General features: G+C 66.8%; 26 protein-coding genes. 17 read left to right on the top strand and 9 right to left on the bottom strand.

Going from position 1 to position 26,039, the window contains the following annotated elements; all coding sequences use genetic code 11:
• The first annotated feature begins 32 nt into the window (after positions 1-32).
• Together J3S28_RS18720 and J3S28_RS18715 are read left to right on the top strand one after the other, a co-directional pair.
• Complete coding sequence (locus tag J3S28_RS18720; RefSeq protein WP_207842250.1) at positions 33-1,190, top strand: acyl-CoA dehydrogenase family protein; 1,158 nt, start codon at positions 33-35, stop codon at positions 1,188-1,190.
• Positions 1,191-1,231: 41 nt separating this feature from the next.
• The gene (locus J3S28_RS18715) at positions 1,232-1,687 is read left to right on the top strand and encodes an SRPBCC family protein (protein ID WP_207842249.1); all 456 of its coding nucleotides are present in this window, start codon (positions 1,232-1,234) and stop codon (positions 1,685-1,687) included.
• 87 nt (positions 1,688-1,774) lie between these two features.
• Here the strand turns inward: J3S28_RS18715 and J3S28_RS18710 are convergent, their stop codons facing one another.
• On the bottom strand, positions 1,775-2,563 hold the full coding sequence (locus J3S28_RS18710) for an HAD-IIA family hydrolase (RefSeq protein ID WP_207842248.1): 789 nt from the start codon (positions 2,561-2,563) through the stop codon (positions 1,775-1,777).
• 136 nt (positions 2,564-2,699) lie between these two features.
• On the opposite strand from J3S28_RS18710, the gene J3S28_RS18705 reads away from it, so the two are divergent.
• From J3S28_RS18705 to J3S28_RS18685, 5 genes are all read left to right on the top strand, one after another.
• Positions 2,700-4,049 (top strand): dipeptidase, encoded by a 1,350-nt coding sequence (locus tag J3S28_RS18705; RefSeq protein WP_207842247.1) that lies wholly within the window; start codon positions 2,700-2,702, stop codon positions 4,047-4,049.
• Entirely contained in the window at positions 4,049-5,275 is a 1,227-nt protein-coding gene (gene moeA / locus J3S28_RS18700) for a molybdopterin molybdotransferase MoeA (protein ID WP_207842246.1), read from the top strand. Before J3S28_RS18705 ends, moeA begins: the two co-directional genes overlap by 1 nt.
• A 154-nt stretch (positions 5,276-5,429) precedes the next feature.
• Positions 5,430-6,143 (top strand): phosphatidylserine decarboxylase, encoded by a 714-nt coding sequence (locus J3S28_RS18695; RefSeq protein WP_207842245.1) that lies wholly within the window; start codon positions 5,430-5,432, stop codon positions 6,141-6,143.
• Complete coding sequence (locus tag J3S28_RS18690) at positions 6,140-7,081, top strand: CDP-alcohol phosphatidyltransferase family protein (RefSeq protein WP_207842244.1); 942 nt, start codon at positions 6,140-6,142, stop codon at positions 7,079-7,081. Before J3S28_RS18695 ends, J3S28_RS18690 begins: the two co-directional genes overlap by 4 nt.
• Positions 7,082-7,129: 48 nt before the next feature.
• On the top strand, positions 7,130-9,355 hold the full coding sequence (locus J3S28_RS18685) for an AAA family ATPase (protein ID WP_207842243.1): 2,226 nt from the start codon (positions 7,130-7,132) through the stop codon (positions 9,353-9,355).
• 5 nt (positions 9,356-9,360) lie between these two features.
• On the opposite strand, the gene J3S28_RS18680 is transcribed toward J3S28_RS18685, so the two are convergent.
• A complete protein-coding gene (locus J3S28_RS18680; RefSeq protein ID WP_207842242.1) occupies positions 9,361-9,783 on the bottom strand; it encodes a hypothetical protein in 423 nt (140 codons plus the stop codon).
• Between the two features lie 291 nt (positions 9,784-10,074).
• Between J3S28_RS18680 and J3S28_RS18675 the strand changes: the two genes are divergently transcribed.
• The 7 genes from J3S28_RS18675 to J3S28_RS18645 are packed head-to-tail and all read left to right on the top strand — an operon-like array spanning position 10,075 to position 17,969.
• Positions 10,075-12,963 (top strand): Na+/H+ antiporter subunit A, encoded by a 2,889-nt coding sequence (locus J3S28_RS18675; RefSeq protein WP_207842241.1) that lies wholly within the window; start codon positions 10,075-10,077, stop codon positions 12,961-12,963.
• Positions 12,960-13,589: a Na(+)/H(+) antiporter subunit C gene (locus J3S28_RS18670; RefSeq protein ID WP_207842240.1), complete on the top strand. Its 630-nt coding sequence runs from the start codon at positions 12,960-12,962 to the stop codon at positions 13,587-13,589. Before J3S28_RS18675 ends, J3S28_RS18670 begins: the two co-directional genes overlap by 4 nt.
• On the top strand, positions 13,586-15,196 hold the full coding sequence (locus J3S28_RS18665; RefSeq protein WP_207842239.1) for a Na+/H+ antiporter subunit D: 1,611 nt from the start codon (positions 13,586-13,588) through the stop codon (positions 15,194-15,196). Before J3S28_RS18670 ends, J3S28_RS18665 begins: the two co-directional genes overlap by 4 nt.
• Position 15,197: 1 nt before the next feature.
• Entirely contained in the window at positions 15,198-15,947 is a 750-nt protein-coding gene (locus tag J3S28_RS18660) for a Na+/H+ antiporter subunit E (protein WP_207842238.1), read from the top strand.
• Positions 15,947-16,228: a monovalent cation/H+ antiporter complex subunit F gene (locus J3S28_RS18655; RefSeq protein WP_207842237.1), complete on the top strand. Its 282-nt coding sequence runs from the start codon at positions 15,947-15,949 to the stop codon at positions 16,226-16,228. The genes J3S28_RS18660 and J3S28_RS18655 overlap by 1 nt, the downstream gene beginning before the upstream one ends.
• Positions 16,218-16,550, top strand: coding sequence for a monovalent cation/H(+) antiporter subunit G (gene mnhG / locus J3S28_RS18650; protein WP_207842236.1), 333 nt, complete (start codon positions 16,218-16,220; stop codon positions 16,548-16,550). The genes J3S28_RS18655 and mnhG overlap by 11 nt, the downstream gene beginning before the upstream one ends.
• A gap of 33 nt (positions 16,551-16,583) precedes the next feature.
• Positions 16,584-17,969, top strand: coding sequence for an ABC1 kinase family protein (locus J3S28_RS18645; protein WP_207842235.1), 1,386 nt, complete (start codon positions 16,584-16,586; stop codon positions 17,967-17,969).
• A gap of 74 nt (positions 17,970-18,043) precedes the next feature.
• Here the strand turns inward: J3S28_RS18645 and J3S28_RS18640 are convergent, their stop codons facing one another.
• The 4 genes from J3S28_RS18640 to napA form a co-directional block, all read right to left on the bottom strand.
• Positions 18,044-19,180, bottom strand: a complete 1,137-nt coding sequence (locus tag J3S28_RS18640; RefSeq protein WP_207842461.1) for a glutamate--cysteine ligase — start codon at positions 19,178-19,180, stop codon at positions 18,044-18,046.
• 27 nt (positions 19,181-19,207) lie between these two features.
• Positions 19,208-19,888, bottom strand: a complete 681-nt coding sequence (gene sodC, locus J3S28_RS18635; protein WP_207842234.1) for a superoxide dismutase[Cu-Zn] — start codon at positions 19,886-19,888, stop codon at positions 19,208-19,210.
• Between the two features lie 122 nt (positions 19,889-20,010).
• Entirely contained in the window at positions 20,011-20,517 is a 507-nt protein-coding gene (locus J3S28_RS18630) for a LytR C-terminal domain-containing protein (protein ID WP_237341785.1), read from the bottom strand.
• Positions 20,518-20,566: 49 nt separating this feature from the next.
• Positions 20,567-20,917, bottom strand: a complete 351-nt coding sequence (napA, locus tag J3S28_RS18625) for a nucleoid-associated protein NapA (RefSeq protein WP_084895097.1) — start codon at positions 20,915-20,917, stop codon at positions 20,567-20,569.
• Positions 20,918-21,069: 152 nt separating this feature from the next.
• Between napA and J3S28_RS18620 the strand changes: the two genes are divergently transcribed.
• Entirely contained in the window at positions 21,070-21,681 is a 612-nt protein-coding gene (locus J3S28_RS18620) for a peptide deformylase (RefSeq protein ID WP_207842233.1), read from the top strand.
• 46 nt (positions 21,682-21,727) lie between these two features.
• A complete protein-coding gene (locus tag J3S28_RS28790; RefSeq protein WP_207842232.1) occupies positions 21,728-22,687 on the top strand; it encodes an N-acetylglutamate synthase, CG3035 family in 960 nt (319 codons plus the stop codon).
• A 68-nt stretch (positions 22,688-22,755) separates the two neighbouring features.
• Here the strand turns inward: J3S28_RS28790 and J3S28_RS18610 are convergent, their stop codons facing one another.
• A complete protein-coding gene (locus J3S28_RS18610) occupies positions 22,756-23,184 on the bottom strand; it encodes a protein-tyrosine phosphatase family protein (RefSeq protein ID WP_207842231.1) in 429 nt (142 codons plus the stop codon).
• Positions 23,185-23,296: 112 nt separating this feature from the next.
• Here J3S28_RS18610 and abmR point away from each other — a divergent pair, with 112 nt between their 5' ends.
• The gene (gene abmR, locus J3S28_RS18605) at positions 23,297-23,866 is read left to right on the top strand and encodes an ATP-binding transcription factor AbmR (protein ID WP_207842230.1); all 570 of its coding nucleotides are present in this window, start codon (positions 23,297-23,299) and stop codon (positions 23,864-23,866) included.
• Positions 23,867-23,881: 15 nt separating this feature from the next.
• Here the strand turns inward: abmR and eutC are convergent, their stop codons facing one another.
• Together eutC and J3S28_RS18595 are read right to left on the bottom strand one after the other, a co-directional pair.
• Complete coding sequence (eutC, locus tag J3S28_RS18600; protein ID WP_207842229.1) at positions 23,882-24,613, bottom strand: ethanolamine ammonia-lyase subunit EutC; 732 nt, start codon at positions 24,611-24,613, stop codon at positions 23,882-23,884.
• On the bottom strand, positions 24,613-26,034 hold the full coding sequence (locus J3S28_RS18595; protein WP_207842228.1) for an ethanolamine ammonia-lyase subunit EutB: 1,422 nt from the start codon (positions 26,032-26,034) through the stop codon (positions 24,613-24,615). The genes eutC and J3S28_RS18595 overlap by 1 nt, the downstream gene beginning before the upstream one ends.
• Positions 26,035-26,039: the final 5 nt, after the last annotated feature.

Genomic DNA, 26,039 nt, shown 5'->3' with positions numbered 1-26,039 from the left:
CCGGCCGCACACCAGAAGGACTGCCTTTCACCATGGATTTCGAATACAACGAAGAACAGACCCTCCTTCGCGACACCACGCGCGACGTCCTGACCAAGTTCTACGACCTCGAGAAACTCCGCGACGTGACCGACACCGACCTCGGGTGGAGTCGGGACGTCTGGAAGTCGTTGGGCGAGATCGGAATTCTCGGCCTGTCGTTCAGCGAGGACGACGGTGGGATGGGCGCGGGCCCCGAGGAGATCTCTGCCGTGCTCGGTGAGTTCGGCCGCGCCCTCGCCCCCGAACCCCTCCTCGATGCCGTCCTGATCCCGGGCGGTCTCATCGCCGATGTCGGCAGCGCAGACCAGAAGTCGAAGTATCTGCCGCAACTGGCCTCCGGTGACCTGCTGGGCGCGTTTGCGCACACCGAACCCGGCGATCGCTGGCCCCACACCGCGGTCTCGACCACCGCCACCGCATCAGGCGATGGTCACACCCTCACCGGCCGCAAGAACCCGGTCCTGCACGGCGATTCCGCCGACGTGCTCGTGGTCAGTGCCCGCCTCGACGACGAGATCCGGCTCTTCCTGGTCGACGCCGATGCGCACGGCGTCACGCGCACCAACTTCCGGACGCACGATTCACGGCGCGGCGCAGAGATCGACCTGCAGGATGCGCCCGCGACCCTGCTCGATTCGGGCGACACGGCCGGAGACGAAGCGAAGCGGAGCTCGACCGTCAACGCCGCTCTGGTCAAGGCCGAAGTCGTTGCGCAGGTGGCTCTCTGCGCCGAGGCGGTCGGCGCGATGGAGCAGACCCTGCGGCTCACCACCGACTATCTGAAGCAGCGCAAGCAGTTCGGTGTGCCACTGGCGAAGTTTCAGGCGCTCACCCATCGCGCGGCCGACATGTACGTTCTCGTCGAGCTCGCCCGCAGCCTGAGCCTGTACGCGACGGTGACCCTCGCCGAGGGCGAGGTCGATCCGGTGATCGCCTCGCGTGCCAAGCTCCAGGTCTGCCGCTCGGCGCGCAAGGTCGGCCAGGAGGCCATCCAGATGCACGGCGGCATCGGCATCACCGCCGAATATCCCGTAGGCCACTACGTGAGCCGGCTGCTGGCGATCGAGCACACGCTCGGTGGCGCGGCGGAACATCTGAGAACCCTGTCGGACCAGGTCGGCGACTATGACAAGATCCTGATCGGATAGTGACAACGTTCGTTGACGAGTAAGCACCAGACAGGAGACACATGGCTGCACCACTGCTAGAAGCGTCCACCGAGATCAAGGCATCCCCGGAGAAGGTCTGGGAGCTGGTCTCCGACCTCAAGCGGATGGGTGAATGGAGCCCGCAGTGCCGCAAGGTGGTCGTGCGTGGCGGCGGGCCGGTGACCCTGGGGACCAAGACCATCAACGTGAACAAGCGCGGACTGCTGGTCTGGCCCACCACCGCCAAGGTCGTGCGGTTCGAGCCGAACAGAGAGATCGCCTACCGGATCACCGAGAACGGCAGCATCTGGAGCTTCACCATCACGCCGACCGGCGACGGCGTGACGCTGACCGAACGTCGGGAGGCGCCCAACAACACCAAGAAGGTGTCTCAGGTGCTGATCAACGTGGCGATGGGCGGCGAGAAGCCATTCGACGCCGAACTCGTCGACGGGATGAATCAGACGCTGGGCAAGATCAAGGCTGCGGTCCGCTAGTACCGCGCCCCGCACAAACCCACCCGTTCCGGGCACACCCACCTGCTGCAACAACTGGTTGTGCCTGGAACGGGTGGGATTGTGTTGTCAGAGCTTCTCGAGCAGGTCGGGCAGGTCCGCGATCGAGTCGATGACGTGATCGGGGACCTGCCCGAACTCGTCCTTGTGCAATGCGTCGAGCTGTTCCGGGACGAACTTGCCGGTCCGCACCAGGACGCCCGTCATCGCGGTTTTCTGGGCCCCGAGCACATCGCTGTACACGTCGTCACCGACCATGACCACCCCGGACGGATCCCCGACACCGAGCATCTCGACCGCCGACCGGAAACCCAGCGGCGACGGTTTCCCGATCGCGGGAATCTTCTTGCCTGTCGCCTTCTGCAGCCCCTCGAGGTAGACCCCGGTATCGATTTTCGGCCCGCCCGCGGTCGCCCAGGTCAACGAGCGATGCATCGAGATGGCCGGTACGCCCTCGAGCATCCAGGCCAGAGCACGCGAGAGTACGTCGTGGGTGAACGAGGGTCCCGCACCTCCGAAGACGAGGACCTCCGGATCGTCGTCTACCAGATTCACCCCGTCCATGTCCTCGGTCACCGGGCCTTCGTTGAGGACGACGACTCGGGTGCCGGCATGACGCGACCGCAGATACTCGGCGGTCAACACGGCCGCGGTGAGGATTTCATCCGCGCGCACCGTGAAGCCCACATCGGTGAGGGTGTCGGCGATCTGGCCGCGTGACCGCGACGTCGTGTTCGTGAGGAACATTCGCGGGATACCGGAGTCGGCGACGGCTTGGAGGGCCTCGACCGCACCGGGCAGCGGCTGCCACGAGGTGACGATCACCCCGTCGATGTCGAGTAGCAACCCTTCAGCCATACCTGAGAAACCTAGTCCTGCCGCGGGACCGTCGCACGACGGGCCGCCGGTCTCATAGGCCCGAACACCGACGCGAGGTCCAAAACACCTCGCCGAACGCTGGTCGTCTCCGAGTCACTGCGGCATGCTGGGGGCCATGGCCGACCAGCTCTCGACCCTGTCCAAACGCGTGAACGGTTTGATGTCCCGCGCACATTCAGATCTCGCGGATCTGGTGGCCTTGTCCTCCGTGCACGACGACCCCGACAAGCGGGACGATTGCCGGGCCAGCGCGGCCTGGGTTCGCGGTGCTTTCTCCGATGCCGGGATCGATTCCCTGGTGATGGACACCTCCGACGGCAGCCAGACCATCCTCGGATACCAACCTGGGCCGCCCGGCTCGCCCACCGTGCTGTTGTACTCACACCACGACGTGCAGCCTGCCGGCCCGGACGAGCTCTGGGAGACCTCGCCGTTCGCCCTCACCGAACGGGACGGGCGATGGTACGGCCGCGGCGCCGCGGACTGCAAAGGAAACGTGGTGGCGCTGCTGACCGCGCTGCGTTCTCTCTCCCCGCTGCCGCCCGTCGGTATCAGGGTGGTGATCGAGGGATCGGAAGAGGCAGGCGGAGAAGGTCTCGACCGGTTGGCCCGCGCGCGTCCCGAACTGTTCGACGCGGACATGATCCTCATCTGCGACACCGGCAACGTCGCCCCCGGTGTCCCCACCCTCACCACCAGTCTGCGCGGGATGGCCGCGGTGCGGGTGTCTGTGCAAACTCTTGGCTCCGAAGTGCATTCAGGCCAGTTCGGCGGTGCCGCGCCGGACGCACTCGCCGCGCTCATCGCGGGCCTGGCCACCCTGCGTGACGCGGACGGCAACACCACCATCGACGGTCTGCCGAGCGACCAGGCCTGGCCCGGAGCGTCCTACGACCCACGCGAGTTCCGCTCGGACTCGACGACGCTCGACGGCGTGGATCTGCTGGGCTCGGGCACACCCGCGGAAATGGTGTGGGCCCGGCCTGCGGTGACGGTGATCGGCCTCGACGCGCCACCGACCTCCGACGCCCCTGCCGCCATCAACCCGCGCGCTGCGGCCCTGCTGAACCTGCGGGTGCCACCAGGAACGGATCCGAAGGCCGGCGCCGCCGCGCTCGAAGCCCACCTGCACCGGCACATCCCGTGGCACGCACGGGTCGAGGTCGAGGTGCTGGCAACCGGCGCACCGTTCTCGGCAACAACCGACGGTCCGGGCTACACCGCTTTGATCACCGCGATGAGCAAGGCCTACGGTTCGCAGGTGCTGTTCTCGGGGCAGGGCGGCTCGATTCCACTGTGCACCGTCCTGTCCGAGATCTGCCCTCGCGCCGAGATCGCGCTGCTCGGCGTCGAAGAACCGAACTGCCGGATCCACGCACCCAACGAGAGCGTGGACCCAGGCGAGATCTCCAAGACCGCGCTGTCCCTGGCGATGTTCCTCTCGACCTACCAAGTGAAGGCCTGATGCGCAGCGTTCCCGAACACCAGGAGCACGTCAACGCGCTGTTCGCGGCACCCCGAACCGTGACCCTGCCCGCGAGCGAGGCCCTGGGGCGGGTGCTCGCAGAGGACGTCACCGCGACGCTGTCCCTGCCTGGTTTCGACAATTCCGCGATGGACGGTTACGCCGTGCGGGCCGCAGACATCGCCGCGGCGACGGACGACGATCCTGCGATCCTGCCGGTGGCGCAGGACATCCCGGCCGGTCGCACCGATCGCCTCACCCTCTCCGCCGGTACGGCCCACCGGATCATGACCGGCGCACCCCTGCCCGCCGGCGCCGACGCGGTGGTCCAGGTCGAGAAAACCGACGGTGGAGTCGACGAGGTCCGGATCTACGCCGCGGTCGACGCCGGGGCGGCGATCCGGTCCGCCGGCTCCGACATCGCACCCGGCCGCCTCGCACTGACCGCCGGCAGGGTGCTGCACGCACCACAGCTGGGGCTGCTGGCCGCGCTGGGACTCTCACATGTCCAGGTCTTCGCACCACTGCGCGTTCTGGTGCTCTCGACCGGCAGCGAGCTCGTCCCGGCCGGGACGCCGCTCGAGTTCGGGCAGATCTACGAATCCAACGGCGCGATGCTGACCGCTGCCGCCACCGAAGCGGGAGCGTTCGCCGAACAGGTGCACTTCGTTCCCGACAGCGTCGACGAGTTCCGCGCCAGACTCGACGAGTACGTCGACCGCGAGCAGGGCGCGGACCTCATCATCACTTCCGGCGGAGTCAGTGCCGGCGCCTATGAGGTCGTCAAGGACGCGCTCACCGGCCACGGGGTCGAGTTCACGAAGGTCGCGATGCAACCCGGTATGCCGCAGGGTTGCGGGCACTACACCAGCGCGGCAGGCACCGCGGTCCCCATCGTCACGCTGCCCGGTAACCCGGTCAGCGCCCAGGTGTCGTTCGAGGTGTTCGTTCGACCTCCACTGCGCGCCGCGATGGGCCTGCGCCCGGGGCGCAGGACGGCGCACGCCCAGGTCACCGAGTCCTTCACCTCCCCTCCGGGCAAACGGCAGTTCCGGCGCGGGGAACTCGAGATCGTCGGCGCCGGTGCGATCGTCAAACCCATCGGCCCACCCGGCTCGCATCACCTGGCCTTCATGGCGTCCGCCAATGCGCTGCTCGACATCGCGGCCGACGTCGAGCGCGTCGAGGCCGGGAGCACCATCGAGGTCCTACTGCTCGAAGACTGACCCGGTTCGAGGTGTGCGCGGACACCCGCCACATTCGTCCCCGAGGGCGCCGACCGAGGGAAATCTGCCCTTCGTGGCAGCTCACGGAGCCGAATTCGGACAAGACATGATCGCAACGGTCGACGCGAGCACGCCGCCTGCGACAATGGGACCCATGGCCAGACGCCCCAAGCCGACCGAATCCGAGCCGACGACCCGCCTGGCACACTTTGCCGACCTCGTCCGCGAAACCGTGCCGCCACTACACCGCGGCGGAATCCCCTTTGTCGCCGCGCCGGCGGCCGTGGCCATCCTGGGCCGCAGGCACGGGTGGATCCGCACCCCGGCGACCGTCGCGGCACTGGCGACCGCAGCATTTTTCCGCCACCCCCATCGGGTGCCACCCAACGCCCAGGGTGTGGTGGTGGCCCCGGCCGACGGACAGGTCGCCCTGGTCGATCACGCCGCGCCACCCGCCGAGCTGGGACTGCCTGCCACGCCCCGACCACGCGTGTCGATCTTCCTGTCGATCTTCGACGTCCACGTCCAGCGCATCCCCGTCGCGGGGACGGTCGAGGCCGTCGAGTACCGACCGGGCACCTTCGTGAGCGCCGACCTGCCCGAGGCGAGCGAGGCCAATGAGCGCAATTCGATGCTGATCCGGGCCGATGCCGGCGCCGAGATCGCCGTCGTCCAGATCGCGGGCCTGATCGCGCGCCGGATCGTCTGCGACGCCCGCGCCGGTGATGCCGTCACCCTCGGCGACACCTACGGTCTGATCCGGTTCGGCTCCCGCGTCGACCTCTACTTTCCCGAGGGCACCACCCCCCTTGTCGCCGTCGGCCAGCGGGCCGTCGGTGCGGAGACAGTGCTGGCTCATCTGACATGAAAGAGTCCGTACGGAGAGAACCTGCTCGCCGCACCACCCACCGGGTTCCGCAGGCGCTACCGCGCCGGTCGAGACCCCGCCGCTCCGGCACCCTGAACACCGGCAAGCTGCTCGTCCCGTCGGCGCTGACCGTGCTCGCCATCTGCGCCGGCCTGTCGGCAGCCAAGTTCGCCCTCGACGGCCGGATCCATCTGTGCGTCGCGATGATCGCGGCCGCGGCCCTGCTCGACGGCCTCGACGGCCGGGTGGCCCGGCTGCTCGGCGCCACCACCAAGATCGGTGCCGAACTCGACTCGCTCGCCGACGCGATCAACTTCGGCGTCGCACCGGCGCTGACCCTGTATGTGCTGATGCTGCAGGGCAACGACGTCGGCTGGTTGCTGTCGCTGATCTATTGCTGTGCAATCGTTTTGCGACTGGCGCGGTTCAACACCCTGATCGACGACGACGATTCGCCGCAGTACACCAAGGACTTCTTCGTCGGGGTGCCCGCACCTGCGGCCGCCCTCATCGCGATCCTGCCGATCGCCCTCGACCAGCAGTTCGGAACCGGCTGGTGGACGTCCGACGCCTTCGTCGGTGGGTGGATGACGTTCGTGGCGCTGCTCGCCGTGAGCCGGCTGCCCACGGCCTCGCTGAAGTCCTACGCGGTGCCGCCGAATGCGCTCGTGCTCGTGCTCATCGGGGTCGCGCTGTTCGCCGCTGCGCTGCTCACCTATCCGTATCTGCTCATGGTCGTGGCCATCGGGATCTACCTGGCGCACATCCCGTTCGCCTGGCGCACCAAGCGCTGGGTGGCGAGCCGGCCCGAAACCTGGGACTTCCATCCGAGGGAGCGGCGTGCCGAGCGCCGGGCGATCCGCCAGGTCCGTCGCGGCCGACCGACCAAGTCGGCTGCGCGTCTGGGGTTGCGGCGTCCGGGCGGGCCGCCCCGGTAGTCCTCCCATGGACCGGGGTTTTCCGCAATTGCCGGTAGTTTTGCTGAGGTGACCGCCGCATCGCCGCAACTGACGCTGACCGCACGACTCAACCTCTCCGCGGCCGAGGCCCGCCGCGGAATCGTCCGGGTGCATCCGGAGGTACTGGCGGCCCTGGCGTTGCGCGAGTGGGATGGCGTCGCCGTCATCGGATCCCGCACCACGGCCGCGGTCATCGCCGCCACCAGCGACTCGGCTCCGACAGGCAACGCTCTGCTCGACGAGCTGACGCTGTCGAACGCCGGACTCAAAGCCGATGCTCCCGTGGTCCTCTCGCCCACCGTCGTACACGGGGCCACTCGCGTGGTCGTCCGAGGGTCGTCGCTGACCTCCGAATCCGTCGACGAACCGACACTGCGCCGCGCGCTGCTCGGCAAGGTGGTGTCCGCCGCGGACGTGGTCTCACTGTTACCCCGCGACCTCGGCCCCGACTTCGCGACGTCGGACGCGACGCGCACGCTGGCCCGCTCGGTCGGCATCACCTGGACCAATGAATTGCTGACGGTGGTCAGCGCGGAACCCGCAGGTCCGGTGAGTGTGCAACCCAATACGGCGGTGCTCTGGGCCGACAAGAGCGCCGCACTGCCGATACCGTCGTCGGCGAGCCCGTCCGCCTCTGCACCTGCCTCCCCCGCCGCCACCGTTGCGGCAGCACCACCTCCGCCACCCCGAACGGTCGACGAACTCGTCGGCGTCGACGCGCAGGTCGACAAACTCACCGAATGGCTCGGGCTCGCCCTGGACAATCCGGAACTGCTCACCGCCCTCGGCGCCCAGGCCCGCCTGGGTGTCGTGCTCACCGGCCCACCCGGTGTCGGCAAGGCCACCGTCGCCAGGGCCGTGTGCGCAGGTCGCGAACTCATCTGTCTCGACGGTCCGGTCGCCGGTGCGGTCGAGGCATCGGGCCGCCTCGCTGCTGTGAAAGCCGCGGTACAGCAACTGGTCTCTCGTCCCACCGAGAACGGCGCCGTACTGCTGATCAGCGACGCCGAAGCGCTCTTGCCGGCCGAGGCCGATCCCGTCTCGGCTCTCATCCTCGACGCCCTGAGGGTGGCGATCACCGCCCCCCGGGTGGCGCTGATCTGCACCAGCTCCGCCCCGGAGAACCTCGATCGGCGGCTACGCGATCCAGATCTCTGCGATCGCGAACTCTCGATCGGTTTGCCCGACAACAAGATACGTCGCGGCCTACTGGCCGCACTGCTCGACAAGGTCCCGACCGACACCATCGATCTCGCCGAGATCGCCTCGCGGACGCCGGGTTTCGTAGCTGCCGACCTCGCAGCCCTGACCCGTGAAGCCGCGTTGAGAGCAGCTGCCCGCAGCGCCAGGGACGGCGAACCACCCAAGCTCATCGGGTCCGACCTGACCGGGGCGCTCGAGGTGATCCGGCCGGTCTCCCGTTCGGCCTCACCAGAGGTGGCGGTGGGCAGTCTGACCCTCGAAGACGTCGGCGACATGGTGGAGACCAAACAGGCACTCACCGAGGCCGTCCTGTGGCCACTGCGTCATCCCGACACCTTCACCCGCCTCGGCGTCGACCCACCGCGTGGGGTGCTGCTGTACGGCCCCCCGGGCTGCGGCAAGACGTTCGTGGTCCGCGCCTTGGCCGCGTCCGGACAGCTCAGTGTGCACAGCGTCAAGGGCGCCGAGTTGATGGACAAGTGGGTGGGTTCCTCGGAGAAGGCGGTGCGCGACCTGTTCGATCGCGCCCGCGAATCCGCCCCGTCCCTGATCTTCCTCGACGAGATCGACGCGCTGGCGCCGCGCCGCGGCCAGTCGTCGGACTCCGGCGTCGGAGACCGCGTGGTCGCCGCACTGCTCACCGAACTCGACGGGGTCGAGCCGTTGCGCGATGTGGTGGTGCTGGGGGCGACCAACCGGCCCGACCTCATCGACCCGGCGCTGCTGCGTCCGGGCAGGCTCGAACGTCTCGTGTTCGTCCCACCACCCGACGCCGCGGCCAGAGGGGACATCCTGCGGACCTCGAGCAAGTCGGTACCGCTGGCCGAGGAGATCAGTCTCGACGAGCTCGCACAGACCCTCGACGGCTACTCCGCCGCAGACTGCGCGGCACTGCTGCGAGAAGCCGCGCTTGCGGCGATGCGCCGCAACATCGATGCCGCCACCGTCACGGCCGACGACGTGGCCGTCGCCCGGGACAAGGTCCGCCCGTCCCTTGATCCGGAGCAGGTGGAGTACCTGCGTCAGTACGCGGACAAGCGCGGCGGCTGATCAGATCACCGTACGGACACCAGGTACGTGATGGAGTTCGGTCCGACCGCCGACCCCGCGGTGGTGCCGATCACCACGGTGTAGGTCTTCCCGTCCTTGTCGGCGGAGTACCCCTTCACCGTCTGTCCGCCCTCTTCCCGCGCGAACTCCTCGGTGAAGCCTCCGTCGGTGAGTTGGGTGGATGCGTTGTCGAACGGGTTACCGGCGTCCACAGCACCGGCCACCGTGAGGTTCCAGCCTTCTTGCGCGGTTCCCCCGGCAGCGAGTACCGAGCCCTCGATCAGCGGTACCTGCTCGGGAAAATCATCGGGCAGCGCCACCGATCCGGGACTCTCGGTAGGCGACTTCGCGTCGTCACCGCCACACGCACCCACCAACAACATCGCACCCGCGAAAAAGAGCATCACCAAGACCCGCACCCGATTCATGAGGACAGCCTAAGTGGTGATGTCGGAGCGTGCGTGGAACACCTGCCGGTTCCTCACGTGACCTGCTGCGAAGGGCTCGACTGGCGGGAATCGGACGGGCATCGGCGAGCTGTGTCAGCCGGGTCGTCCTCACCCGAATACGGCACCTAGCAGCGCTAACGGTAGACTGGACACCTGGAGAGTGAGGCGAAACCACTTCAATGCGACTTCTCGCACCGATGGTAGGTGCGTAGTTCGCCGCCACCTCTCTCCGCGCCCGACACCCCGCCCACCTGATCGACGGAGTGCCCCTTGATCGCAGTACTGGCCGCCTTGGCCATCACGGCTGCGCTGGCGCCTGGGATCATCACGTGGCTGGGCCGGCGCGGTTTCTACGTACTCGCCCTCGCACCGTTCGGAGGACTCGTCTGGGTCTTCGCCAACTGGCCCGACGAGGCAGACGGGATCCGCACCGAGTCCATCACCTGGGTCCCCGAGCTCCAGATGAACATCGATCTGCGATTCGACACCCTGGCCGCGATCATGTCCGTCCTCGTCCTCGGGGTGGGTGCCCTCGTCCTCTGCTACTGCGCCGAGTACTTCAGCGAGACGCGACGTAGGGTGGCCGGTTTCGGCGGGGAGATGGTCGCCTTCGCAGGCGCCATGTTCGGGCTCGTCTGCAGCGACAACATGCTCGTGCTCTACATCTTCTGGGAATTGACGACGGTCCTGTCGTTCCTTCTCGTCGGCTTCTACGCGGTCCGTGCGACCAGTCGCCGCGCCGCGACCCAGGCCCTGCTCGTGACCACCGCCGGTGGCCTGGCGATGCTGGTCGGCATCATCATGCTCGGCGAGACCGCCGGGTCGTACTCACTGTCGGAGATCATCGCGAACCCACCCGTCGGGTGGTCGGTGACGGTCGCGATCGTGCTGATCCTCGTCGGCGCGCTGAGCAAGTCCGCGATCTTCCCGTTCCATTTCTGGCTGCCCGGCGCCATGGCTGCACCGACCCCGGTCAGTGCATATCTGCACGCCGCCGCGATGGTGAAGGCCGGCATCTTCCTGGTCGCCCGGCTCGCACCCGCGTTCTCCGACCTGGTGTCGTGGCACGTCCTCGTCGTCGGGTTGGGTATGGCGACGATGCTGCTCGGTGGTTTCCGTTCCCTGCGCGAGTACGACCTCAAGTTGGTCCTGGCCTTCGGCACCGTCTCGCAGCTCGGGTTCCTGATGGTGCTGGTGGGCATCGGTGACGCCGATGTGGCAATGGCCGCGCTCGCCATGCTCGTGGCCCACGCATTCTTCAAGGCGGCGCTGTTCATGGTCGTCGGCATCATCGACCACTCGACCGGTACGCGCGACCTGCGCAAGCTCGCCCGCCTCGGCAAAGAGGCCCCGCTGCTCGCGGTCACTGCCGCCCTGGCCGCCGCCAGCATGGCCGGGATACCGCTCACCCTCGGATTCGTCGGCAAGGAGACCGCCTTCGCCGAGATCTGGGACACCGGGGCGCTCAGTGCCTGGCAGGGACCGGTCGTGGTGATCGTCCTGCTGCTCGGATCGATCCTCACCGTCGCCTACTCACTCCGGTTCATCTGGGGTGCGTTCGGGCGCAAGCGCAAGGCCGAACCCAGCCCAGCCGTCGCCAAGATGCACAAGCCGAACCTCGCGTTCCAGCTGCCCGCACTCTTCCTCGCCGTTGCAGGCATCGCCTCCGGCCCGCTGTCGGGTCTGCTCGGCAAGCGGTTCGAGCCCTACGCCGACACCGTCACCAGCTACGGCTCCGAAGAACTCGTCCATCTCGCACTCTGGCACGGCTTCAACCTGCCGCTGCTGCTGACCGCCATCGCCCTCGTGTTCGGCACCGCGCTGTTCGCCCTGGTTCGCGAGTTGGGCCGCCTCGGCTTCGTCAAACCTGCACTCGGTAACGCCGACCGGATCTACGACGCCGTCCTACGCGGCGCCGACACCATCTCCATCAACCTGACTCGAAACACCCAGCGCGGTTCCCTGCCCCTGACCCAGGGGATCATCATCGTGACCCTGGTGTTGCTGCCGACGGTCGTCCTGTTCACCGGCGCCCGCAATCGCCTGGAACTGAACGGTTTCGAATCGCCGGTGCAGCTGGTCATCGGCGGCATCATGATCGCGTCCGCGATCGCAGCGGCCGTGCTGCGCAACCGCCTGGCCGCCGTTCTGGTGGTCGGCGTCACGGGTTACAGCTGCGGCGTCCTGTTCGCCCTGCACGGCGCCCCTGACCTGGCCCTGACCCAGTTCCTCGTGGAGACACTGACTCTCGTCATCTTCGTGCTCGTCCTGCGCAAGCTGCCGGCAGAAGCCGAGTCGCGGCACGCCACCGGGTTCAAGCCGCTGCGTGCCTTGCTCGGTCTCGCGTTCGGCGCGTTGCTGGTCCTGGTCGGCCTCTTCGCCGCCGCGGCTCGAACCACCGTGCCGATGGCATCCGAACTGCCCAATGCGGCATACAAGTACGGGGACGGCTCCAACGCGGTCAACGTCCTGCTCGTCGACATCCGCGCCTGGGACACCCTCGGCGAGGTGTCGGTCCTGCTGGTCGCCGCGACCGGTGTGGCATCGATGGTCTTCCGGCACCGACGCTTCGGTGCGGCGCCGCGAGTCGCCGACGCCACCCGCGCCCGCACCCCGCGACCCGAAGCCGACGGGAAGCAACAGTTCGGCGAACGGACGACCTGGTTGCGCGGCAGCAACTTCCGCGACCCTCGACACCGGTCGATGGTGCTCGAGGCAACCACCCGGATCATCTTCCCGACGATGATCGTGCTGTCGCTGTACTTCTTCTACGCAGGTCACAACGCGCCCGGCGGCGGCTTCGCCGGCGGGCTGACGATGGGCCTGGCACTGGTCCTCCGCTACCTCGCAGGCGGACGGTACGAGCTCGGCGAGGCGCTGCCGATCGACGCAGGACGCATTCTCGGCGTGGGCCTTGGCTTCTCGGTGGGCACCGCGGTCGCGTCTGTCCTACTCGGAGCGCCCGCGCTGTCGTCGGCGACCATCGAGTTCACCTTGCCGATCTTCGGTGACATCAAACTCGTCACCGCGTTGTTCTTCGACCTCGGCGTGTACCTGATCGTGGTCGGACTCGTCCTCGACGTGTTGCGCAGCCTCGGCGCCCGACTCGACGAGGACGCTCCCCGGCGGCGCCGCGAGTCGCAGGAGGCGGCGTCGTGAGCATCAACCTCGGTCTGCTGATCGTGGTCGGCCTGATGGCCGCCTGCGGTGTCTATCTGCTCCTCGAGCGCAGCCTCATCAGGATGCTGCTCGGATTGCTGTTGGTGGGCAACGCGATCAACCTGCTCATCGTCACCGTGGCCGGCGCGATGGGCAATCCCCCGATCATCGGCCGGACCTCCGACGAACGCAGCGCCGACGCCGATCCACTGGCGCAGGGGATGGTCTTGACGGCGATCGTCATCACCATGGGCGTGGCCGCCTTCGTGCTCTCACTCGCTTACCGCAGCTTCATGATCAACACCGACGACGAGGTGGACGACGACCCCGAGGATCTGAAGGTCAAGCGGCAACGCAATTTCGACGCCCCAGACCGGGACCGCAGCGACGACCCGATCACCGGGTCGGACACCATCCGCGGCGATCTGTTCGATGACGACGGCAATCCCGTGACGCAAGAGGAGATCCGGGCCAGGCGGGCGCAGATCCACGAGACCGACGTGCTGCCCGATCCTGACGAACCCGACGACATCGAGGATCGCCACGAACTCGGCGACGACCGAGAGACCGACACCGACGAGCAACCCGCGATCGACGAGGACACCGAAGGGGGTGCGCCGCGATGACACTGTCGAACGCATGGTTCCCCACCCTCATCGTCACCCCCGTGCTGGTCCCGATGATCGGGACCGTCCTGACCCTGATCATGGGGCGCTACCCCCGTTTTCAGCGGTTGGTCACCGTGTCCGCGATCACGATCGCCTTCGTCGCGGCCTGCCTGCTGCTGTACCTCACCAATCGCGACGGCACGTACGCCCTGCACATCGGGGGCTGGGACTCCAAGGGCGGCGATCTCGGGCCGCTCGGTGTGACCCTGGTGGCCGACCAGCTCTCGGCCCTGATGCTGGTCGTGTCGACGGCCGTCCTGCTCTGCGTCATGCTCTACGCGGTCGGCCAGGGTATCCGTGACGGCACCAGCGAACAGCCGGTGTCGATCTTCCTGCCGACCTATCTACTGCTGTGCACGGGCGTCTGCAACGCGTTCCTCGCCGGCGACATGTTCAATCTGTTCGTCTCGTTCGAGGTGCTCCTCGCCGCGAGTTTCGTGCTGCTCACCCTCGGCGCCAGCGCCGATCGCGTGCGTGCGGGCGTCTCCTACGTGATGGTGTCGATGGTGTCGTCGCTGGTGTTCCTCGCGGGCATCGCCTTCGCGTACGCGGCCACCGGGACCCTGAACCTCGCCGAGATGGCGGTGCGCCTCGAGGACGTCCCCGATGGGACGAAGGGCGCGCTCTACGCCGTGTTGCTGGTGGCGTTCGGCATCAAGGCTGCGGTGTTCCCCCTGTCGACGTGGTTACCCGACTCCTATCCGACCGCCCCGGCGCCGGTCACCGCAGTGTTCGCGGGTTTGCTCACCAAGGTCGGCGTCTACGCGATCATCCGGGCGCACACCCTGCTGTTCCCCGGTGGCTCGATGGATCGGGTCCTGCTAGTCGCCGGACTGCTGACCATGCTGGTGGGCATCTTCGGTGCCATCGCCCAGTCCGACATCAAACGATTGCTGTCGTTCACACTGGTCAGCCATATCGGTTACATGATCTTCGGCATCGCCCTGTCCACGGAGTTCGGACTCTCGAGCGCCATCTACTACGTGGCCCACCACATTCTCGTGCAGACGACCCTGTTCCTGGTGGTGGGTCTGATCGAACGACAGGCGGGGTCTGCCTCGCTGCGCCGACTCGGCGGCCTGGCTGCCAGTCCGCTGCTCGCCGCGCTGTTCCTGATCCCGGCCCTCAACCTCGGTGGCATACCGCCGTTCTCAGGTTTCATCGGCAAGGTCGCGCTCATCGAAGCCGGTGTCCAGGACGGCAGCGTACTGGCCTGGACCCTCGTGGCCGGGTCCGTCGTGACCAGTCTGCTGACCCTGTACGTGGTCGCCCGCGTCTGGACCAAGGCGTTCTGGCGTCCCCGCGCCGACGCCCCTGAAGGCGACCTCGCCGACGCCGGGCCTGCCGCGCTCGTCGGGGCCGACGACGACGATGTGGCGTACGACGACCGTGTCGACGTCGGCCGGATGCCGATCGGGATGGTGATCCCGACCATCGCGATGGTCGGCGCGGGCATCATTCTGACGCTGTGGGCGGGCCCGATCTTCGAGTTCACCGACCAGGCCGCTGCCGACCTGACGGACTCCAGCATCTACCTCGACGCCGTGCTGGGAGGTGGTCGGTGAGATGAGCGATGAGCCCACCACCCAGTCCCGACCGCAGCCTCCCCCGCCGCGGGGCCCGATCCGGGCAGCGCTGGTCAACGCCTGGCGCTTCTCGGTCATCTTCTTGGCCTGGTACATCGCCCGGACCATCTTCTGGTTCCGCGCCAAGATCCAGATCAAACGGTGGTTCGGCGGCAACCGTCGCGAGGTCGCGGTCCGGCTGTGGAACGTGACCTGGCTGACATTCGTGTGGGTACTGCTGTGGGGCACCTACGATCTCGCGAACGTCTTCACCGGAATCGGGGTGGCACTGCTGGTGCTGATCGCGTTGCCGCTGCCCCGGGTGCCGGTCGAAGGCCGCATCCATCCCCTCACGCTCCTCGAGTTGGCCGCCCGACTCATCGCCGCGTTCTTCATCTCCAGCGCACAGGTCGCCTGGGCCGCGGTCCGACCGGCCAAACCCCCGCTGAGCGCCGTATTGCGCGCCCGGCTCGCCATCAAATCGGACATGGTCCTGACTCTCGCAGTCGACTACCTCAACCTCGTCCCCGGCACCATGGTCGTCGAGATCGATCACAGCCGTCGGCTGCTCTACGTGCACCTGTTCGACGCGAGCTCGCCGGAGAAGGTCAAGGCCTTCTACAAGCAGATCGAAACCATCGAGCGGCTGTTCATTCGCGGCTTCGAGCGGGACCATGAGTGGCGGGCCAGCCCTTATCACGGCATCGACGACGACCTCAGCGCCGGCGATTACCCACGTGGAGGTATCTGATGGCCTACGTATGGATGATCGCGGCAGGTCTGTTGCTGGCCGCGTCGGTCCTCACCACCGCCCGCATGCTGATCGGACCCAACACACTGGACCGCCTCGTCGCCCTCGACACCGCGGTGGCTGTCGCCATGTGTTCGCTCGCCGTCTGGGCCGCCTACTCGGAGGACTCGACGGTGGTGTCCGGAATCGTCGCGCTGTCGCTGTTGAGTTTTGTCGGGTCCGTGGCGGTCGCCCGATTCCGGGTCCGGGACAACGAAGGTGTGGCCGACCATGATCGCTGACATCGTGGTCGCGGTACTCATGCTGACCGGATCCACCATGGCGTTCACCGCGTCGATCGGCATCTTGCGGTTTCCCGACACCATGACGCGGATGCACGCCGCCACCAAACCGCAGACCCTCGGCCTGATCCTGGTCCTCCTCGGCGCGGGCGTCCGCCTCTGGGACACCATCGATTTCGGCATGTTGGTGCTGTCGGGCATCTTCGCGCTCCTCACGGCGCCGGTCATCGCGCACCGGGTCGGCAAGCTGGCCTATCAGGAGCAACGCATCCGCGACGACCTCATCGATTCCGACGACGTCGAATCGCCGCGCACCGACTGATGACATCCGCCCACCCATGAAGGTCGACCCGCGGTGAGTGCCGACGACGAGTTGTCCGCCTCCCAACTCCGCCGCGGCGGAGAACTGGGCAAGGTCGCCGCGCACTCCGCGATCAGGCGGGTCCGTTCGCGGGCGGTGACACTCGGTGGTTCCCCTGATGAGCGGCGCCTGCGCGCGGAACAGGACGCGCTGGCCGCCGCCGACGAACTGATCACCGTGCTCGGGTCGATGAAGGGCGCCGCGATGAAGGTGGGGCAATTCCTGTCCCTCCTCGATCTCGACATGGTGCCGAGGTCGGCGCGTGGCGCGTTCAACCAGAAGCTGGCCATCCTGCGCGACAACGCACCTCACGTCTCCAACGCGACGATGCTCGGGGTGCTCGAAGACGAGCTGGGTCCGACGATGTCCGAGTTCGCCGACATCGATCCCGAACCGATCGCCGCTGCCTCGATCGGTCAGGTCTACCGCGCCACGCTGACCGACGGCCGCGCGGTGGCGGTGAAAGTGCAGTATCCGGGCATCGACCGGGTGGTCCGCGCCGACCTCAAGAATCTGGCGATCGCCCTGCGGCTGTACAAGAAATTGCTGCCGACCGTCGATCCGCAGTCATTTGTCCGCGAGATCACGGGCAACATCCTCGCCGAACTGGATTACGAGGCCGAGGCCGACAATCAACGCCGGCTGTCGATCCGATACGCAGGGCATCCGTTCATCCAGATCCCCGACGTGATCGAAAGCCTCTGCAGCACCAGGGTGCTCACCACGGAACTCGTCACGGGCATCGGGCTCGCCGAGGTCGCCGGACTCGATGTCGAGACGCGGGACCAGGTCGGCGAGGTGATCTACCGGTTCTATTGCGGCAGCATCCACACCGACGCCACGTTCTGCGGTGATCCCCATCCCGGCAACGTCATCCTCGCCGACGACGGCCGTGTCGCGTTCCTCGACTTCGGTTCGAGCAAGACCATGTCGAAGGGCTCGCTGAAACTCGAGCAGCAGTCGCTGATCGCAGCCAGGGCGGGTGATGCGGCCGGGGTCGCGAGCGTTCTGCGTCGCGGCGGCGTCCTCGTCAACGAGGAGTCGATCACCGACGAGGACGTGCTCGATTACGTCCGCGACTCCACCTGGTGGCACATGAACGACGAGCCACTGACCATCACCCCGCAGATCGCGAACACCACTATGATCGCGGCCGTCCACCCGGCGACCGACTACGGCGGACATGCCCGCGAACAACGGTTCCCGGAGGAGCATCTGATGGCCCGGCGGGTGGAGTTCTACACCTGCGCCATGCTCGGCCAACTGGGCGCCACCGCGAACTGGTATCGGATCGAAGGTGAGTGGCTGACTGCCGCAGAGCCGGAAACCGAACTGGGACAGGTCGATCAGTGGTGGCGCAGGCGCACGTTCAGCGATTGAGCCATCCCGATCGTGGTGGCTTTTGGCGGGTGTCTCCGCTGGTGGCGGTCGCCAGAACCCACCAACATCGGGCTCTAGCGCGCGAGCTCGGTGACGATCGAATCGACGACGGCGACCATGTCGCCGGTCTCGGCGAACTTTTGGCGCTGTCGCTGATACGAGCCACCTCGAAGTGGAATCCACGCCACGGACGCGAGTTCGTCGACGCAGTCGAGATCCTTGGCGATCGGTGCGAGACGGGTCAACATGTCCGTCAGATCGTCGGTGACCAGTCGCTCGTTGCAGTCGCTGTCGGTGATGATGATCGCGTCGAGTCCGTAACGCGCTGCGCGCCACTTGTTTTCCTGAACCAGCCAGGGAGCCATCACCGGCAGTTGTTCCCCGGCATCCAGGCGTCGGTCCAGATCGACGACGAGGCAGTGGATCAAGGCCACCAGTCCGGCGAGTTCGGAGATCGTGGACACCCCGTCGCACACCCTGATCTCCACGGTGCCGAGGTTCGGCGAGGGGCGGATGTCCCAGCGGATCTCGTTCAGGTGCTCGATGATGCCCGTGTGCATCTGATCGCCGACGAACGCTTCGAACTCACTCCACTGCTGGAACTGGAAAGGCAGCCCGGCAGTGGGCAACTGCTGGAACATCATCGCGCGGTTGCTGGCGTACCCGGTGTCCTGGCCGGACCACATCGGCGACGACGCGGACAGCGCGAGCAGATGCGGATACTGGTTCAACAGCGACGAGACAATCGGTAACACCTTGTCGCGGTGGTTGATCCCGACATGGACGTGCACACCCCAGATCAGCATCTGCCGACCCCACCACTGGGTCCGCTCGATCAGCTCGGCGTACCGGTGCCCGGGCGTGAGCTGTTGAGTGGACCACTGCGCGAACGGGTGCGTACCCGCGCCGAAGAGATCGACGCCGATATCGTCTGCGATCCCACGGACCACGGCGAGCGACTCCGACAGGTCGGCGATCGCCTCGCCGGTGTTGCGGCAGATGCCCGTGACCAATTCCACCGTGTTCCGGAGCAACTCCTTGTGGATGCGATCGCCCGAACTCGGGTTGTCGAGTTCGCTGACCCGCTCGAAGAGCCGAGCAGCCGAGTTCGACAGATCGCGCGTCTCCTTGTCGACGAGCGCGAACTCCCACTCGACACCGATGGTCGGCTTCGGTGAGGAGTTGAACTCGATCGAACGGACGTTGTTTATGTCAGCTCTCTTCGATCGCGGTTTATGTCAGCTCTCTTCGATCACACCGCAGGCGATCCGCTTGCCGGCGTCCCCGGTCATCAGCGTCTCTTCATCCGGCGCCGGGGCGTACTTGGTCGGGATGTTGCCGAAATTGTCGGGCTTCTCGTGGATCACGATCGCGGTCTCGAGGATCTGCTGGATGTCGAAACCATCCGTGGCGGTGACGGTTTCGCCGTTACCCTCTTCGTTGATGTAGATGGACACCAGGTCGCCGCTGGCCGGATGACTGGTGTTGCCGTCGACCTGCAGGTGGCTGCCGGCGGAGAGGAAGTCGCCCGGCGCGCCGCCCGAGGGTGCCGTCGAGTTGGGTTCACATTTGCCCACCGCATGCAGATGCATCGCATGGAAGCCCGGCGCGAGGTTCTCGGCCTTCACGGTCACGATCACCGAGCCCTCACTGCTCTCGAAGCTCGCCTCGCCGGCAGGCTGCCCGTTGGGCTGACGCAGCGTCGCCGTTGCCTCGCCGCCCTCGCTCGGTTGCCCGACGCCGCCGACGTCGACAGGTGCCCGGTCGCCGGTGACGACACTGGGCTGCGTGCCTTTGGCATCGGTCGGATTCTCATCGGGACTGCAGCCTGCCAACAGGAACGCGGCCACCGCGACCGGTGTCACCAACGCAGCAGTCCGCCGCACGGTGGTGAAGTTCTTGAGCGAGCGCTGCGCCATGGTTGGGCTCCCTTGTGGTCGGGCGTGTCGCCGGTTCTACCGTCGGTAGTAGGTCAGCGAAATCATAACTGGTTGAACTCGAGGCGCCGCCGACCGCATAGCTGAGCCGTGGTCCGGAGTCGTCAACGAGTGACCACGATCAGCGGCAACCCCCGCGGGCACTCGTCGAACGCGGACGGGCGGGGGTCCACCGAGACGTCGCCCCCGAGGTCTTCGGCGAGCTGCTCCGCCGCGTCCTGCTGGCCCGAGCTGTAGAAGACAGTGTTCTCGGTGATGCTGGCCGACTGCAGGTTGGCCGGGGTCGCAGTGTCCCAGCCCAGGTCTTCGACCTGTCTCGCATACGTCTGGCCGAGGCCACCGATCGCCCCGGCGTTGAACACGCACACCTGAGGACGATCCGGATCCACCGACGTACTGGTCGAAGCACTGGTTGTCGCGCTGGACGACGTCGGCGCCTCGGAGGATGAGGATGTCGGCTGACGACTCTGCGCCGCTTCGAGGCCTGCCTCCGGATCTGAATCACCGGTGGCGGCTGAGTGCCAGCCCAGCCCGATGAAGACCACGGCGATCGCGAGCAGCAACATGGCGCCCGCGCGAAACGGCAGGTGTGGAGGCTCGGACTTGGTCATTGCGCCCACCTTACGAAACTTGACGACCGCACGACAATTCTCGGACGAGTCAGGTGACGTCGAATCCGAGACGCCGGGCCGCCCGGGCCTTCTGCCTACTGGCTCGCAGACGCCGGAGCCGCTTCACGAGCATCGGATCGGCCGCGAGCGATTCGGGACGATCGACCAGAGCATTGAGAACCTGGTAGTACCGAGTCGCAGACAGACCGAACAGTTCCTTGATTGCTTCTTCTTTCGCCCCGGCGTACTTCCACCATTGCCGCTCAAAGGCCAAGATGTCGTGCTCACGCCGGGTCAACCCGTCGGCCCCAACCTCGCCTGGACCGAGCTCTGCGTGGTCTTGGTTCGCGTTGTCCGCCTGCCCGGATTGCTTCTGGTCTCGCGCGGTTGCGCCGTCCATCTCGCTCCCTTGAGAATCGGTCCTACTCCACCCCATCGCCACACGTCGCTTGTCGATATCAACGGCGTGAATTACAACAGTGTGGTTCGCAGTACATCTAACCACGCCGCCAAAGGAATTCGCGCGATGGCTTGCCGAGTAATCTGACCCTCATGGCAATTCTTCCCATCCGCATCGTCGGTGATCCGGTGCTGCACAATCCCACTGAATCCGTCGCACTGGACGAGGCCGGCAAGCCCCCCGCCGACGTGGTGGCGCTCCTCGACGACATGTACGAAACCATGGACGCCGCCAACGGCGTCGGACTGGCGGCGAATCAGGTCGGAGTCGGTCGCCGATTCTTCGTGTACGACTGCCCCGAAGGCAACGGCCGCGGCGGCGTGCGGCGGCGCGGCGAGGTCATCAACCCCGTTCTGGAGACCTCCGAGATCCCGGAGACGATGCCCGACCCCGACGACAACGACGAGGGCTGCCTGTCGGTGCCGGGTGAACAGTTCCCGACCGGCCGCGCCGACTGGGCAAAGGTCACCGGCGTCGACCGCAACGGCGACAAGGTCGAGATCGAGGGCAAAGACTTCTTCGCCCGGATGCTGCAGCACGAGACAGGTCACCTCGACGGCTTCCTCTACGTGGACGTGCTCATGGGCCGCAACGCCCGCGCCGCGAAGAAGGCCATCAAACGCAACGGGTGGGGTGTGCCCGGGCTGAGCTGGCAACCAGGCGAAGACACCGACCCCTTCGGACACGATGATGATGACGAGTGACTTCGTCACGGATGACGACGAGTGACTTCGTCACGGATGACGACGAGTGACACCGTCACCTGGTGATCGGGTGGTCGTGCGGTTCCGGAAGGGGCCGGGGGCGCCCGCCGATTGGCGCGCCGACGAGTCGGCGACCCTGAGCGACGTCACCGGTGTGCTCGACAGCGAGAGTCCTGACCTGGTGATCCTTCGCGGCGCCGACCGCGTCGTCGTGTCCAAGGATCTCGTCGTCGCGGTGAAGGTGCTCTCCGACAGACCGGTGCGCAACTCGCAGATCAGGTCGCTCGAGGTCGCCGCGGCGCGCGGGTGGCCCGGCGTCGAATCGGAATGGATCGATGGTTGGCTGGCGCGGGCGGGGGGCGGTTTCACCCGCCGGGCGAACTCCGCGGTGCCGTTGGAGATGGGCGCACGACTCGATGCGCAGACGATGGACCGACTGAGCCAGTGGTACCGGGTTCGGGGTCTGCCGCTCAGGATCGCGGCGGTCACGCGACTGCTCCCCGGTGCCCACGTCTCCCCCGCTGACTATGTGATCGACGTCGACGTCCTGGTGGCGCCGGTGGGATCGGCTGCGTCGGACAGTGGGGTGGACGTGGCGATCGACGAGACGCCCTCGAACGAGTGGGTCGCCGCGTACGTCGGTCAGCGCGATGGTGCAGACCGCGCGGTCGCGGCAGCCGTGGTCGGAGCGGTCGACGGCGGGCAGCTCGGTTTCGCGACCGTCCGCGACGACGAGGGCGCGCTGCTCTCCATCGGCAGGGGCGCCGTCACCACGGGACTCGACAACGATGTCTGGCTGGGCCTTTCAGCGTTGTGGACGTCGGCGGATCATCGCGGCCGAGGACTGGGCCGGGCGGTCACCTCGGCGTTGGAGAGCTGGGGCGCCCACAACGGCGCGTCGCACACCTACCTACAGGTGGAGACCGGCAACACCCACGCGCGAGACTGGTATCGCCGCATGGGTTTTGGTCTACATCACAGCTACGGGTACGTCGAATACCCCTGACCACAGATGCACACAGTTGAGTCATGTGCACACGTTGCAACGTGTGCACATGACTCAACGGTGTGCTTTTACGGAAAGCGGGCGACGTAGCGGCGCTGCCAGGGTGTCTCGACCGCAGACGGCGAATAGTGAGCCCGGACGTACGCGACGGCTTCGGCAGCAGGCACCCCATCGATCACGGCGATGCACGCCAGCGCGGTACCCGTCCGCCCTCGTCCGCCCAGACACGCGATCTCGGCCCTCTCCCCCTCCGACCGCGACCACGCCTCCCGGAACGCGTCTGCCGCGTCGACGCGATCGGCCGGGAGCCAGAAGTCGCGCCACCTCAGCCAGCGGCTCGGCCAATCGACCGCGGGCGGTTCGTGTCCGAGTAAGTACAGCCCGAAGTCGGGGTCGGGGCCTGTGGGTATCCCGTGACGTAATCCTCGTCCGCGGACAGTCCGTCCCGATGGCAGCCGTAAGAGACCCGCGGTGGAATCGTCCCAGGTTGTGGCCACAATTTCACCCTAGACGACCCTTCTGTCCGCGACGGCGGCCTCCGCCCACAGCGAACTCGAGTGACGAATCAATGCAACGGTGTAATCATGTAATCACTACAAAGGAGTGAAGATGAAAAGCACACACAAAGGATCACGCGGACCAGGCGGCGGACGCCGCGGAGGCTGGCAGCAGGCAGAACTACCCGACGCGTCCGACGCATCCGGCTGGTTCGCCGGCAGACTGCCCGACGACTGGTTCGAGGGCACCGCAGAGGTCACCGTCGACCGCGACGAGATCACCGTCATCGGCACCTTGACTGCCCCGGAATCCGACGAGAGCACCGCGACCGCCGCGGCAGAAGGTCGAGCATCACGCTTCCGCGAGGACACCCGCGGTGAACGGATGGCCATCGCCGACGAGGCCCAGGCCCGATACGCGCGCAAGGTTTCCTGGGGCGTCCGGGTGGGCGATCAGCGAATCCTGTACACCCACATCGCCGTTCCGGTCATGACGCGGTTGCGACAGCCAGAACGCCAGGTGCTCGACACGCTCGTCGACGCCGGAGTCGCCCGCTCGCGGGCAGACGCACTCGCGTGGTCGGTCAAACTCGTCGGCGAACACACCGAGGAGTGGCTGGGCAAACTACGATCGGCGATGGACGACGTCGACGCACTGCGCGCCGAAGGCCCGGGTCTCTAGGTCCACCCCGAAATTTCAGGCACCTTCAGCGATGGCGCGACTGTTGTCTTTGAGATCGACTCCGCTGCGGCCCAATTGGCGAGCACCCTCGATCAAGGCCGCGCACACCCGAGCAGCATCGGCGTAGCCCAGCCCTCCGGGTGGGTGGATGTTGGAGATGCAGTTCCGTTCAGAATCTGCGCGTCCCGGTCGTGGTAGGTGCGTCAGGTAGATGCCGACGCTGTCGGCGACCGACAGACCGGGGCGCTCCCCGATGATCACGATCAACGTTCCGACCTTCTGGGCGGCTCCGATGTGATCACCGAGGGCAACCCGGGCCTGGGTCGCGATCACCGGTGGCGCGAACGAATATTTGTGCGCAAGCACGTCTTTGAGTGCGGACAACAGGCCGGTCGCATGTTCGGACAACGCGATCGGCGAAAGTCCGTCGGCGAGGACGAAGCCCACATCGGCATCCACCTCCGCGAGCTCACTCAGATCAGCCGGGGACCGACCCAGATCTGGTCGGCGCAGGTACTCGCTCCGATCACCTGCCTGGCTCGTCACGACGATCGGCGAACCCAACTCCAGCTGACCCACCGCTACGGCGAGCGCGTCGGCATCGAGCGGCTGGTGGACCGCATCGCGCGCTGCAGCATGGGCCGCCGCGAACTCCAGTACCCGAGTGGTCGGCAGCGAATCCCCGGTGCGGCCCAACCCGATTCGTGCTGCGGTCCGCAGACGCAGGGCATCCCACAATTCACTCATCAGGACACCGGCCCGGTGAGGCTGCGCAGAGGCGACGACTCGGGTTGCAGATCCAGGACCCGACCATCGGCGCCGAGCATCCCCACCCGGTCGAGCCAGGCCTCGAACTCCGGGGCCGGCTTCAAACCCAATGTGCGACGGGCATACAGCGCGTCGTGGAACGACAGGCTCTGGTAGCCGAGCATCACATCATCGGCACCGGGCACGGTGATCACGAACGGCACCCCCGCGACGCCGAGCAGGGTCAGCAGATTGTCCATGTCGTCCTGATCGGCCTCTGCGTGGTTGGTGTAGCAGACATCCACCCCCATCGGCAGACCCAGCAGTTTGCCGCAGAAGTGGTCCTCGAGTCCGGCGCGCAAGATCTGCTTGCCGTCGAACAGGTACTCCGGCCCGATGAACCCGACAACGGTGTTGATCAGCAACGGATCCAGCTCGCGCGCAACGGCATACGCTCGGGTCTCGAGGGTGTGCTGATCCACCGGCTTGCCACCGGTACCGATGTGGGCACCTGCCGACAACGCCGAACCCTGGCCCGTCTCGAGGTACATGACATTGTCACCGACGGTGCCGCGATGCAGCGACTTCCCCGCCTCGTTACCATCTCGGAGAATGGCGATGTCGACACCGAAACCCTTGTTCGCGCCTTCGGTCCCGGCGATCGACTGGAACACCAGGTCCACCGGGGCACCCGCCTCGATCAGCCCGATCGTCGTCGTCACGTGCGAGAGCACACACGACTGCACCGGGATCTCGTACCGCTGCCGGATGTCGTCGAGCAGATGCAGCAACTCCGACGTGGCGTGCGGCGAGTCGGTCGCCGGATTGATCCCGATCACCGCATCCCCGCAGCCGAGCAGCAGTCCGTCGAGCGTCGCTGCTGCGATCCCGGTCGGGTCATCGGTCGGATGGTTCGGTTGCAGCCGGGTGGCGAGTGTGCCCGGTAGCCCGATCGTCGTCCGAAACGCCGAGACCACGCTCACCGCCCGCGACACCGCGATCAGATCCTGGTTGCGCATGAGCTTGCAGACTGCCGCCACCATCTCGGGGGTCAACCCGTGCGAGACAGCGGTCAACGTGGCCGCAGCAACATCGGCGGGGCCCGACGCAACCTCGAGTAGCCAGTCCCGCAATCCCCCGACCGTCATCGCCTTGACCGGCGAAAAGGCCTGCACATCATGGGTATCCATGATCAACCGGGTGATCTCGTCGCTCTCGTAAGGAACCACCGCTTCGTTCAGGAACACCGTCAGCGGCACATCGGCCAGCGCCCACTGCGCCGCGGCCCGCTCGGTATCGGACTCGGCGGCACACCCCGCCAGTTCGTCACCGCTGCGCGCCGGTGTCGCTTTTGCCATCAGTTCGACGAGGCCGTCGAAGGCGTAGGTGGTCCCAGCCAAGGTGTGCTGATAACGGCTCATCGTCG

The organism is Williamsia soli (genome assembly GCF_017377795.1).
Classification (GTDB): domain Bacteria; phylum Actinomycetota; class Actinomycetes; order Mycobacteriales; family Mycobacteriaceae; genus Williamsia; species Williamsia soli.
The sequence above is the reverse complement of the archived record's forward strand: the minus strand, read 5'-3'. Positions and strand labels throughout refer to the sequence as shown.